The sequence below is a fragment of the Achromobacter sp. NPDC008082 genome, assembly GCF_042957345.1.
GTDB lineage: Bacteria > Pseudomonadota > Gammaproteobacteria > Burkholderiales > Burkholderiaceae_B > Achromobacter > Achromobacter kerstersii_A.
The window spans coordinates 606,858-619,299 of sequence record NZ_JBIBIB010000001.1; the positions used below are offsets into that span (position 1 = coordinate 606,858).

The 12,442-nt window shown below is 64.1% G+C and carries 11 protein-coding genes and 1 tRNA gene; 4 read left to right on the forward strand and 8 right to left on the reverse strand.

Going from position 1 to position 12,442, the window contains the following annotated elements; all coding sequences use genetic code 11:
• Positions 1-11: 11 nt before the first annotated feature.
• Positions 12-842 (reverse strand): alpha/beta fold hydrolase, encoded by an 831-nt coding sequence (locus ACFZAI_RS02795; protein ID WP_391565476.1) that lies wholly within the window; start codon positions 840-842, stop codon positions 12-14.
• The gene (locus ACFZAI_RS02800) at positions 839-1,615 is read right to left on the reverse strand and encodes an Asp/Glu racemase (RefSeq protein WP_054427517.1); all 777 of its coding nucleotides are present in this window, start codon (positions 1,613-1,615) and stop codon (positions 839-841) included. Before ACFZAI_RS02800 ends, ACFZAI_RS02795 begins: the two co-directional genes overlap by 4 nt.
• A gap of 272 nt (positions 1,616-1,887) precedes the next feature.
• On the opposite strand from ACFZAI_RS02800, the gene ACFZAI_RS02805 reads away from it, so the two are divergent.
• From ACFZAI_RS02805 to ACFZAI_RS02820, 4 genes are all read left to right on the forward strand, one after another.
• Entirely contained in the window at positions 1,888-3,045 is a 1,158-nt protein-coding gene (locus ACFZAI_RS02805) for an FAD-dependent monooxygenase (RefSeq protein WP_391565477.1), read from the forward strand.
• Between the two features lie 94 nt (positions 3,046-3,139).
• A complete protein-coding gene (locus ACFZAI_RS02810) occupies positions 3,140-3,655 on the forward strand; it encodes a (2Fe-2S)-binding protein (RefSeq protein WP_391565478.1) in 516 nt (171 codons plus the stop codon).
• A complete protein-coding gene (locus ACFZAI_RS02815; protein WP_391565479.1) occupies positions 3,652-6,798 on the forward strand; it encodes a c-type cytochrome in 3,147 nt (1,048 codons plus the stop codon). The genes ACFZAI_RS02810 and ACFZAI_RS02815 overlap by 4 nt, the downstream gene beginning before the upstream one ends.
• Positions 6,799-6,856: 58 nt before the next feature.
• Complete coding sequence (locus ACFZAI_RS02820; RefSeq protein WP_391565480.1) at positions 6,857-8,173, forward strand: MFS transporter; 1,317 nt, start codon at positions 6,857-6,859, stop codon at positions 8,171-8,173.
• 89 nt (positions 8,174-8,262) lie between these two features.
• Here the strand turns inward: ACFZAI_RS02820 and ACFZAI_RS02825 are convergent, their stop codons facing one another.
• The 6 genes from ACFZAI_RS02825 to ACFZAI_RS02850 form a co-directional block, all read right to left on the reverse strand.
• Positions 8,263-8,730, reverse strand: coding sequence for a MarR family winged helix-turn-helix transcriptional regulator (locus tag ACFZAI_RS02825; protein WP_391565481.1), 468 nt, complete (start codon positions 8,728-8,730; stop codon positions 8,263-8,265).
• 40 nt (positions 8,731-8,770) lie between these two features.
• Positions 8,771-9,226: a hypothetical protein gene (locus ACFZAI_RS02830; RefSeq protein WP_391565482.1), complete on the reverse strand. Its 456-nt coding sequence runs from the start codon at positions 9,224-9,226 to the stop codon at positions 8,771-8,773.
• A gap of 135 nt (positions 9,227-9,361) precedes the next feature.
• Complete coding sequence (locus tag ACFZAI_RS02835; RefSeq protein ID WP_391565483.1) at positions 9,362-9,808, reverse strand: hypothetical protein; 447 nt, start codon at positions 9,806-9,808, stop codon at positions 9,362-9,364.
• Complete coding sequence (locus ACFZAI_RS02840) at positions 9,792-10,505, reverse strand: transcriptional regulator (protein ID WP_391565484.1); 714 nt, start codon at positions 10,503-10,505, stop codon at positions 9,792-9,794. The genes ACFZAI_RS02835 and ACFZAI_RS02840 overlap by 17 nt, the downstream gene beginning before the upstream one ends.
• Before the next feature lie 192 nt (positions 10,506-10,697).
• A tRNA-Leu gene (locus tag ACFZAI_RS02845) sits at positions 10,698-10,782 on the reverse strand.
• Between the two features lie 173 nt (positions 10,783-10,955).
• Positions 10,956-12,344, reverse strand: coding sequence for a uracil-xanthine permease family protein (locus ACFZAI_RS02850; protein WP_391565485.1), 1,389 nt, complete (start codon positions 12,342-12,344; stop codon positions 10,956-10,958).
• Positions 12,345-12,442 lie beyond the last annotated feature (98 nt).

A 12,442-nucleotide genomic window follows, 5' to 3' on the forward strand; every position in this document is an offset into this window, starting at 1 on the left:
AAGAGGGCGCGTCAGTCCACCCGGGCGCCAAGGAAATCACCGAAGGCGGCGTAGAAGCCGGCTTCGTTGTCCCAGGGAATCATGTGGCCCGCGCCAGGCACGCGCACATGCTGCGTCTGCGGCGCCAAGCCTTGCCATTCCGCCACGTCGTCGTCACCGACCACGCCGCCTTTTTCGGCCGTCATCAACAGCAGCGGCACGGTGATGCGGGGAAGGTCGGCGTGGATGTCGTCGCGGCCAAAGTCTTCAAAGCTCTGCACGATGGCGGGTTCGTGGCAGGTATGCAGCCACTGCGCGCGCAGCTGGCGTTGCGCCTCGGTCCAGGTGGGGCAGAACGCCTTCATGTCTTCGGCGGTCATGCCGTGGGTGGCTTGCCGGATGGAGTCCACGTACCAGGCCAGATTGGCGGGGTAGGCGCGGCGGCCAGGGCCGGAGACGGGCGGGTCCACGATGACCAGGCTTTCCAGCCCCTGCGGTTGCTTGCTGGCTGCGCGTACGGCAATGCGGCCGCCCATCGAATGGCCGACGAGCGCGTAGCGTTGCAATTTCAAGGCTTGCGCGAACGCGGTGACGTCGGCGGCTTGCGCGTTAAGGCCGTAGTCCAGCCCGGGGCCGGAGGCCGACAGGCCGCGTCCGCGCACGTCGAGCACATAGGTGTCGAATTGGCGGCCCAGATGTTCGGCCACAAAGCCCCAGGTGACGGCAGGGCTGGTGATGCCGGGGATCAGGATGACGGCGGCGCGGCGCGCTCGGTGATCGGCCGTGCCGCCATAGCGCAGATAGTGTTGGCGGATGCCGTTGGCGTGTACCTGGCCGCCGTAGAGATAGGTGCTGAGGGTCATTGTGCGCTCCGGGAATAGGGGTACGCGCCCGAGAGCAGGGCGCCCGCGCCCGGCACCACCGGGTCCAGCCCCAATTCCTTCAGGATGGCGTAGGTGGTGGCGATGGAGGCCGTGAGCACGGGCTTGCCGGTTTCCGCTTCGACTTGCGACACGGCCGGCAGCGACGGCATTTGCACGCAGGCCGACAGCACGATCACATCGGCGTCGGCCACGTTCATGCCTGCGACGATGCCCGGCAGCTTGGCGGGGTCATGGCGGCCCACTTCCAGGTTGTCGGGAATTTCCAGCGCGCGCCAGTCCACGATTTCAAAACCTTCGGCGGCGATGTAGTCCATGACCAGTTCGGTCAGCGGCACCATGTAGGGCGCGACCAGCGCGATCTTCTTGGCGCCCATGACGTGCAGCGCTTCCACCAGCGCGCCCGCGCTGGTGATGACGGGCGCGGATGCGCCGTTTTCAGCGGTGCGTTCGGTCAGGCGCTTTTGCGAGACGCGGTGATAGCCGCGCCCCATCGCCATGATGGCGACCAGGCACGCGTAGCCCAGCACATCGACTCGCGCATCGCTGAGCTCCAGCGCGCAGCGGTCGCTCTCGGCGTCCATCGCGGCCAACTCTTCCTTCTGCACTTTCTTCATGCGCATGCGGCTGGAGTGGAACGTAAAGCGGTCGGCGGGGCGCAGCGACGAATGCGCCTGCAGCATGGCGGGCACTTCAGTTTCCATCGTCGTGTTCGAGCTGGGGACGATCTGGCCAATTCGGAATGTCTTCGTCATGTAGGAAGCCTTGAAAAGTGTCGGTCCTAGGGTTTTCGATAAATTCAAAAGAAGCGTATACGCTCTATTCTTGCAAAGAGCTAGACAGATGACCAGCCTACATTCCGTAGTGGTTTTCACCTAATTGCGTGAAATGTCGGCACTATTTTGGTGCTCTGTCTTGGGGTTTACGCTTGATCTGAAAATTCTGGTACCAAAAATTAAAGCGTGTACTTCATAATTTTCAAGCGTTCGCTTTTCTGGATTTTCAAAAAACAGCAAGGAGAAGTTCCGTGTCTACATCCCCTCGTATCGCCATCGTCGGCGCGGGTCTCGGCGGCGCCGCCACCGCAGCGCTGTTGCTCAAGGAAGGGCTTAATGTCCGCGTCTACGAGCAGGCGCCGGGTTTTTCGCGGCTAGGGGCCGGCATCCACGTGGGGCCGAACGTCATGAAGATCCTGCGCCGCATCGGCGTTGAGGACGCGCTTAACGCCCAGGGGTCGCACCCGGATTACTGGTACAGCCGCCACTGGGAAACGGGCGACATCCTGGCGCAGATTCCGCTGGGCGATTACGCCGTGAAGGAATACGGCGCGTCGTACCTGACCGTGCACCGCGGCGACTTCCACGCCTTGCTGATCGACGCCCTGCCCAAGAGCGCCGTTGTCTACGACAAGAGCCTGACGCGCGTGGAAGACAAGGGTGATGTGGTGGTGATGCACTTTGCCGACGGCACGTCGGAAGAGGCCGACATCGTGATTGGCGCCGACGGCGTGAATTCCCGTATCCGCGAAGAACTGCTCGGGCCGGAACTGCCCAAGTACGCGGGCTACCTGGCGCACCGCGCCGTGTTTCCCACGCCGCAGGTCAAGGCCGGCATGCTGCCGTTCGATGCTTGCGTGAAATGGTGGAGCGACGACCGCCACATGATGGTGTACTTCGTCACCGGCAAGGCGGACGAGCTCTATTACGTGACCGGCGTTCCCGTCGAACACTGGGACCTGAACGACCGCTGGCTGCCCAGCAGCAAGGATGAAATGCGCGCCGCGTTCAGCGGCTGGCATCCCACGGTGCAGGCGCTGATCGACGCCACGGTGGACGTGACCAAGTGGTCGTTGCTGGAGCGTGACCCGCTGCCGTTGTGGAGCCGTGGCCGCCTGGTGCTGTTGGGCGACGCCTGCCATCCGATGAAGCCGCACATGGCGCAAGGCGCGGCCATGGCCATTGAAGACGGCGCCATGCTGGCGCGTTGCTTCAAGGAAGTGGGCGTGAATAATCACGAGCTGGCGTTTGCGCTGTACGAAGCCAACCGCGCCGAACGCGCCAGCAAGGTGCAACGCATTTCGCACGACAACACGTGGCTGCGCACGAACGAAGACCCGTCCTGGTGCTTTGGCTACGACGTGTTCAGCGCGCCGCTTGTAGACCCCAAGTCCCGGGCTGCCGCCTGAGGCCGTGTCCGCCGCGCGGGCGCAGGGGCTTGCTCCCCAGCCCGCGTCGCGGCAACCTTCGTACCTTCCGAACTGCCGACATGCGTCACGCCCCATGGGATCTTCAGCCAATTCAAGCAGCGTCATTCCTCCGGTCCGCTTGACCGTCAACGGACGCGAATGCGCCGTGCCGGCCGCGCCCGGCACGGCGCTGCTGCACGTATTGCGTAACGATCTTGAGCTCAACAGCCCCAAGTACGGCTGCGGCCTGGGCGAGTGCGGCGCGTGTACGGTGCTGATCGATGGGGTGGCGGCGCGGTCGTGCGTCATCCCGGTCAAGGCGGCGCAGGGGCGGGCGGTGACCACGCTGGAAGGGCTGGGCACGCGTGAGCAGCCCGGTCCCACGCAGCAAGCCTTCATCGACTGCCAGGCGGCGCAATGCGGTTATTGCTTGAACGGCATGATCATGACGGTGGAAGCGCTGCTGCGGCGCAATCCCCATCCGACCGAAGACGCGATACGCAACGAGCTGCATCACAACCTGTGCCGCTGCGGCACGCATGTCGAGATCATGCAGGCGGCGCTGCGGGCGGTGCAGTTGCGGGCGGTGAAGGGCGAGCCCACGCAATGAGCGCCATTCCTTTCGACGCACCTTCGCACGCCGCCAGCCTGCCGGCCGCGCTGCCCGATGATCTGCTGCACGGCTTGGCGCTGCGTCCGCCCGAGGTGTTGTGGGATGGCGCGCGCTACCGCGGCAGCGTCTTGCAGCGGGTGCAATTGGCGGAAGTTCGTGCGCAGGCGGGTGTGGTGGCGGCGGTGCAGCGCACGCATTTCGCGGGCGTGGTGGCGGTGACGCCGCTCTACGCGCGGCAAGCGGCGGCGGCGCTGGCGCCGGTATGGCAGCGCTTGACGCCTGGTGCGTCCTCGCCGGCGTCCGATGCGGATGCGGATGTTGATGCTGTTGCTGATGCTGATGCTCTTCTATATGCACTGCAACCGCCACAATCTGAGCCGCCCGCTGGCGCAGGGGTGGTGGCATGGAGCGTGAACGGGCACACCCGCGTGTGGCTGCCGGCTTGCAAGGCGGCAACGCTGGCGTTGATCCGGCGCGAGCTTGCGGTGCTGCTCATGCAGCAAGACGCCGCGATCACGGTAACGGCGGATGGCGATGGCGCGCGCGTCATCGCCACAGACGCCTTGCATCCCTTGGACCTGATGGACGCCGCGGCCGATGCCGCGCTGCTGTCGCAGGCCGTGGGCCGGCCGGTGTGCGTGCCTTGCCAGTCGAGGGCGGCCGATGAGCTCGTGCTGCGCGTGTCGCAGGCGAAGGTATCGGTGGCTTCTGATGTGGGTTCTGATGGCGAGTCTGAGGTCGGCTCCGCTGTCGGCTCCGGTCTCGGTTCTGGTGTCGGCTCTGATGTAGCCGCAAGTTCGGCCGCTGATTCGGCGTCCGCTCGCGCCGCGATGTCGCCCTCCGCGCATGCAGCGGATGCGTTAGCCAACGTATGGGCTTCAGATGCGCCCTGGGCGGTGCGCCCCAGTCTGGCCCGCATGTTGAGCCAGCCTGGGCAGGCCAATGCGTCGGCGCACGCCACGGCGCGCAGCGATGCGCCCATCGCGTTCGGCAAGCGGGCTGCCGCGCCGCTGCATGCGAGCGTTGAGGCGTTGAATGCCGCGCAGGTGTTTGCGCAGGAAAGCTTGTGGCATGAGCAGGCCTTGGCCGTGAACGAAGACCCCGTGCAATGGCGGCTGCGGCACCTGCCCGAGGGCAGGGCGCGCGACTTGGCGCAGCAAGTCGTTGAGCAGGCGGGTTTGCCCGCCGCTGACCCGCCGCCCGCGCAGGCGGGCGTCCTGCGAGGCACCGGTTTCGCCACCGCGCAGGTGCAATGCACGGACGAATCCGGCGCGGCCCGCACGGTGTGGAGCGCCTGGGTCGCCGAGGTGGCCGTGCAGCCCCAGACCGGCCACGTCGATGTGACCCGCGTGGTCGCCGGGCATGACAGCCAGCATTTGCACGCCGCGCACAGCGCGCCGGTGCGCGCCGAAATAGAAAGCCAATCGCCGTGGTTGTTGGAGAACGCCCGCCGCTTGCTGGCCGCGCCACCCGCCTTCGACGATTGGTCCAGCCCGGCATGGCAGGGCGCGGATGACTCGTCCGGCGCGTTGTCCCCGTACGAAACTGCGCATGCACTGAGCCGCCGCGAGCCTGCGGGCGATGTCGTCACGCAAGGCCAGCTGGACGTGGACGGCGTGGTGACCTTGCCCGCCGCGGCGGCCATCGCCAACGCCATCCACCACGCCACCGGCGTGCGCCTTCGGCAAGCGCCTTTCGACGCCGAGTCGTTGCGCGTTGCGCTGGCCGGACGCCGCCCCGCGCGCAATGCCTTGTCGCGCGCCAGGAAGTGGCTGGCGGCAGGCGCGGCGGGGCTTGCAGGGCTGGCGGGTCTGGCCGTGACGTTATGGCCGATGAAGCCCGCGCTGCCGCTTACGGCCGGGCCGGACGTGTCGTTGTATTCGATGCGTGCCATCGAACGCGGACGGCTGGTGGCAGCCGCGGGCGATTGCATGGTCTGCCACACGGCGCCTGGCGGCAAAACCAATGCAGGCGGCCTGGCGCTGGACACCCCATTCGGCACCATCTACACCACCAACATCACGCCCGACAACGACACCGGTATCGGCCGGTGGTCGTACACGGCGTTCGAACGCGCCATGCGCCAGGGCGTGCATCAGGACGGCCGCCAACTGTATCCCGCATTCCCCTACACGGCCTACGCCAAGCTGAGCGATGCCGACATGCAGGCGCTGTATGGCTATTTGATGTCGCAGCCTGCCGTGAAGTCGGAACCGCCCAAGACGCAGCTGGCGTTCCCGTTCAATATGCGTCCCCTGCTGGTGGGCTGGAACGCGTTGTTCCATGACGCCACGCCGTTCACGCCCGACCCGTCGCGCAGCGCGCAGTGGTTGCGGGGCGCGTATCTGGTGGAAGGCGCAGGCCATTGCGCCGCATGCCATTCCCCGCGCAACGCGTTCGGCGCCGAGAAAACCGGCGTGCATTATCTGGCAGGAGGCGAGGCCGAAGGCTGGACCGCGCCCGCGCTGAATCAGTTGGCCAGCGGCCCGCGCGCCTGGAGCAGCGATACGCTGTTCCAGTACCTGCGCACAGGCTATTCGACGCAGCACGGCGTGGCGGCGGGGCCGATGGCGCCGGTCATTCATGGCCTGGCCGAATTGCCGGATAGCGACGTGCGCGCCATCACGACGTATCTATTGGACTTGCCCAAAGCGGGGCGCTCGCCTGCCGTGGCGGTGGGCGATTCGACGGCCTCCGCCGAGATACCGGGCGCTTCTGCCAAGATGCCCGCCGCCTCCACCGAGATACCCACTGCCTCCGCCGAGATACCCGCCGCCGCGACGATACATGCCCTTCAGGGCCGCCGCGCCAATGGTGAACGCATCTATCAGAACGCCTGCGCGGCTTGTCATGACGCAGGCAGCGGCCCCACGTTGTTTGGCGCAAGGCCGTTGCTAAGCGCAAACACCAACGTGCATGCCGCCACGCCCGACAACCTGATCCAGGTGATCTTGAACGGCATTCAGGAGCCCGCCGATGACGCGCTGGGGTACATGCCGGGATTCAAGGACAGCCTGAACGACCAGCAGGTCGCCGACTTGGTCGGCTATTTGCGGGAACGCCATGCGCCGCAAGAACCGGCATGGCCCGATCCCACGGCAACGATTAAGCGGCTACGCGAGCATGCGGAGCTGCACTAAGGAAACGCGGACATAACGCGTGCAGTTTTAGCGATGATCACATCAAGGGGTTTCATTTATGTCAGCTTCATTGGTTTCAGTGGACAAAGCCATTCAGGTGGCGGGCGTCGGCAAGTTCCAGTACCGGCTCTTCGTGATATTCGGATTGGTCTGGATGGCCGACGCCATGCAAGTGCTGTCCATCGGATTCTCCGCGCCGTCCATCGCGAAGACCTTCGGCATCACCGTGCCGCAAGCGCTTCAGAGCGGCACGTTCTTCTTTATCGGCATGCTGATTGGCGCGTTCGTGTTCGGCCGGATGGCCGACCGCATTGGGCGGCGTCCGGTCCTGATGATCGCCGTGGTCATCGATGCCTGCGCGGGCGTGGCCTCGGCCTTCGCGCCGGAATTCACGTGGCTGCTGTTCCTGCGTTTCCTGACGGGCATCGGCGTGGGCGGCACGCTGCCGGTGGACTACACGATGATGGCGGAATTTCTGCCCAGTGATCGCCGTGGCCGCTGGCTGGTGCTGCTGGAATCGTTCTGGGCCGTGGGCACGATCTTCCTGGCGCTGCTGGCGCTGGCTGCCGTGTCGTGGGGCGATGACGCCTGGCGCGTGATCTTCTTCGTCACCGGCCTGCCTGCGTTGATCGGCGTGGTGCTGCGCTTCTACATCCCCGAGTCGCCGATGTACTTGAATCGGAACGGCAAGTCAGACCAGGCGCGCAAGGTGCTGGAGCGTGTCGCACGCGTCAACCGCCGTGATGTGGAAATGCCCGCGCTGCAACCCGAAACGCCGGTGCACAAATCCATGTTCGCGCTGTTCTCGGCCAGCTACCGCCGCCGCAGCCTGGGCCTGTTCCTGGCATGGGCGCTGATCTCCATCGCCTACTACGGCGTCTTCGTCTACCTGCCGGTCAAGCTCAGCACCGAAGGCTTCGCCTTCATGCGCGGGCAGGAATTCCTGGTGCTGCTGGCGCTGGTGCAACTGCCCGGCTTCGCGCTGTCGGCCTATGGCGTTGAACGCTGGGGCCGCAAGCCCACGCTGATAGGCTTCCTGATCCTGAGCGCGGTGGGATGCATGCTGTACAGCCTGGGCACGTCGCCTGCGGTGGTGATCGGCTCGACCTTGCTGATGAGCTTCTCGCTCTTGGGCACGTGGGGCGCGCTGTACGCGTTCACGCCCGAGGTCTACCCCACAGACCTGCGCGCAAGCGGTATGGGCATGGCGGGGGCGGTCGCGCGCTTTGGCGGGCTGTTCGCGCCGGCCATCATCGCACCCATCATGACCAGCCACTTCACGATGTCGCTGGTGGTGCTGTCGAGCATGCTGGTGGCGGGCGCCGTCGCAATCTGGTCCGTGGATGTGGAGTCACGCAACCGGGCGCTGGATTGAGCTTGGTTTAATCATTCGTCACACGCCGCGGTGGGCCGCGGAGTGTGGGGATGAATGACGACGAATGACGACGAATGGCGATGAACAGGTCAGTCCTGTTCGTCGCCGTTCAGCATTTTGGTCAGCAGAAAATCCAGCGCCAGACGTTCGGCGGGGTTCAGATTGCCGTAGGTGCTTTCGGTGATCTGCTTGGCGAAGGGTTCCATTTCTTGAACCAGCGCCTGCCCGATGGGCGTCAGGTTGATCACAACTTTGCGGCGGTCGACCGGGTCGTGGTCCACCTGCACCAACTCACGCTGCTTGAGCCGGTCCACCACGCCGCGCACCGTAGCCTGATCAATAACCGTGGCCTTGACTAGGTCGGCCAACGAGCTCGCGCCATTGTCCCGCACCGAACACAGCACCACGAATTGCGCGGCCGTGAGTTGGGAATCGGGAATGTATTGCTGAAACAGCGCGGTGTGCCGTTGGTAAACCCGCCGCAGCAGGTGACCGATCTGATCAGAAAACAAATAGCCATCCGTGGTGGACGAGGACTTACCTTTTACGTTGCGCATAAGCCTATCCGAAGCGATGCAAGGGTCATGATGATTTTTGTCAACGGTACACGCTTTGAGGGGGGTGTGCCTGTAGCCAGAGGGTATGGTTTCTGAAGGGTTCTTTGAAGTAGGCGATGCCGCTTTCATTCACTTTGCCGCGCACCACGATCTCCTTTTCCCCCACGGCAATATCTTCGCCGTCCGAAGAATGGAATTTGACTTCGATGCAGTCGCCATACCGATAGCCCGCCGTTCTGACCACCAGGTTCAGATCCACGTAGTGATCAACTTCTTCGGCCGTTACCCGCGCGCCATCGGGGCCATTTGTCCAATAGAGTTCAACCGTCTTGGCGCCCGGCCGGACAGTTTGGACCCGGCAGGGCGGGGATGGGGCGTAGATGCGGATGGGCTCGGGGAGTGAAGCGGCGTTGTCAGCTGGCGGCTTATGGGGTGCCGCTTGCGTCGATGCACGGGGTGCGCCGGCCAGCCCACCCGGAGCGGACGGTTCCGCCATGCTTGAAGACGCCATGACGCTGACGGCTACTGCCCATAGGTGGTGTGAGAACTTCATGGTTTGCCGATGGGCCTCCGGGCGCTCTTGGCGGTATATGACGATGACGGGCGTGACCTCTTTCAGGGGCTGTGTTCCCTATGCGGTGCCGCCTGCATTCCCCGCTTCTAGCGGTGCGAGTGCATCGACCTTCGCGGCGACAATCTGGCATGCGGCCAGTAAGTCAGTGACGATACGCTCATCAATGTTCAGATCGCCCTCGTACTCGCCCAGGTTGCGGATGTCATGGCATTTCGACAAAACGCGCCACACCTCGGGCCCAAGGCCGAGCGTGTATGGCAAGAGCTGAAACACAAGATAGCGATTGGTGCAGCGATAACCTGTTCTACGCAGCGCTGCCAGGCACAGCGCATGGGCTGCGTTATAGGCCAAGTCGAAGCGGCTTTCGATCGAGAGCGACACATTGCATGCGTCGCGCAGCCTTGCATGCCCTGAGCGTTTCAGGCCTTCAAATTCCTTGAGGTCGGGAGGCTCGGGCTTCAGTGGTTTTCCTGGGCCGCTAAGCGTTTCAAATGGGGAGGTCACCGTCTCCTCCTATGATCCAGATCTTGGGCTGCGCCAGCACTCGAGTCAGGAAAGACTCTTGCGCCTTCACCCGTTTGGTGAATTCCTTGTGCGTCAGTATGGTCGGATTCACCGGCCTGCCAAGCGTATTACCCGCAGTCTCCAGTGCCGCGAATACATCACCGTAGCTGATGTCGTCACTAAGCAGCATCAGATCGATATCGCTGCGAGCGGTGTCGGTGTTTTTTGCAATCGAGCCGTAGACGAAAGCCGCGTGGATCTTCGGCGCCATGGGGGCGAGCGCCTCGCGTAGCGGCTCCGCCAAGCCGATCGTCTTTTGCACGATGGCGCAGAGTTCCGCGAAGATGGGCGAGTCTGGATTGGCTTGGTAGTGCTTCTGATTGCCGACCGCCTTCACCGTGACCAAGCCGGTCTGGGCGAGGGTGGCTAATTCGCGCTGCACCGCTCCCGATCCGCTAGCAACCCGCCCGATCACTTCGGTGGCGTAGAAGCTGCGATCCGGCTGGCCGAACAACAATCCCAGCACACGTTGTTTGGTGCCAGGAAAAAGCGCATCGGCGAGGCTGCTGTGCGAAGAAGGGGCTTTGGTTGATATACCCATATTGGGTGTGATTGTACCCATATTGGGAATGTTGGGAAGAAGGCATATCTTCAATGTTTCAACATGCGGCTTGGATGCGCAGCGCTGATGCAGCAATGAAAATGGCCTCTGCGTGCGCAGAGGCCATTAAATTTTCTGTAGAGCATTCTCGATTCGTACAACGAACTAGTCGAGTCCAAGCGCATCGTTCTACGCCGGTAAAAGGCGGAACGTAGGGCGGAATCAATGCTGGGAAACTAGCGTTGCGCAGTCAGAGCAAAACCGGCGAATGAATACTTGAGAGCTTTCTGGTGCCCGGGGCCGGAATCGAACCGGCACGCCTTGCGGCGGGGGATTTTGAGTCCCCTGCGTCTACCAATTTCACCACCCGGGCAAGGGGGTCGCGAACACGTCCAGATGACGGCTGCGGGAGAACGAAGACAGCGATTATATGCGGACTTTTGAAAATTGTCAGGCGGCCTGTTTTTTGGGCGGGCTGACGGGAGTGGATCAGGGCGTCACCAACATCACAATCCACCGGCAACCCCCCTCCACCCCAGCCCGCAATTACTTCTTTTCCGGCAGGAACCAGTTCATCACCAGCGCGCAGATGCCGCCGGTAGCCACGCCCGATTCCAGCACGCTTTTTACGGCGTGCGGCAGGTGCGACAGGATTTCCGGCACTTGCGACACGCCCAGGCCCAAGGCCAGCGACACGGCGATGATCAGCAGCGCGCGGCGGTCCAGCTGGATGCCGGCCAGGATGTTGATGCCGGATGCGGCGACCGCGCCGAACATCACCATGGCGGCGCCGCCCAGCACGGGCTCGGGTACGGCTTGCAGCACGCCAGCCACGCCCGGGAACAGGCCCAGCAGGATCAGCATGCCGGCAATCCACACGCCGACGTGGCGGCTGGCGATGCCGGTCAGCTGGATCACGCCGTTGTTTTGCGCGAAGACCGAGCTTGGGAAGGTGTTGAACACGCCGGCCAACAGCGAATTCGCGCCGTTGACGAGCACGCCGCCCTTGATGCGCTGCATCCACAGCGGGCCTTCAACGGGCTGCTTGGACACCTTGCTGGTGGCGGTGACGTCGCCGATGGCTTCCAGCGACGTGACCAGATAGATGATCAGCATCGGCACGAACAATGCCCACGAGAAGCCCAGGCCGAAGTGCAGCGGCACGGGAATCTGGAACAGGGCGGCTTCGCGCGCGCCGGTGAAGTCCAGGCGGCCCATATAGGCGGCGGCGATGTAACCGATGGCCAGCGCCAGGACCAGCGCGGTGCTGCGAATCCACACGACCGGCACGCGGTTCAGCAGGATGATCGTGCCCAGCACCAGTCCGGACAGCGTCAGGTTTTCCGCGCTGGCGAAGGTGCCGTTGGCCATGGCGCCGAAGCCGCCGCCCATGCTGATCAGGCCGACCTTGATCAGGGTCAGGCCGATCAACAGCACGACGATGCCGGTGACTAGCGGCGTGATCAGGCGTTTGATGAACGGCAGGATGCGGCTGATGCCCATCTCGACGAACGAGCCGGCGATGACGACGCCGAAGATCGCGGCCATCACGGCTTCAACAGGCGTGCCTTGCTTGACCATGACCGAGCCGCCCGCGATCAGTGGCCCCACGAAGTTGAAGCTCGTGCCTTGCACGATGAGCAGCCCGGCGCCCAGGGGGCCGAAGCGCTTGCACTGCACGTAGGTGGCGATGCCGGAGATGACCAGCGACATCGACACGATCAGCGTGGTGTCGCGGCTGCTGACGCCAAGCGCCTGGCAGATCAAGAGGCCAGGGGTGACGATGGGAACCAGGATGGCCAGCAAGTGCTGCAACGCGGCGACGAAGGCGACGGGCAGCGCGGGGCGGTCGTTGGGGCCATAGACCAGATCAGGGCTAGGCGCGTCGTCGTCGGCGCTGTGGGGGGCGGGTTGGGAAAGGGAGGCGGGTTGCATGGGCGGAAGGCCGGCCAGGTAGGGGGGTGGAGAGGAAAGTGCGGGATTTTAGCGGGGAAGGCCTGGGTTTGCCTGGGGAGTCATTGCCGCCGGCAATG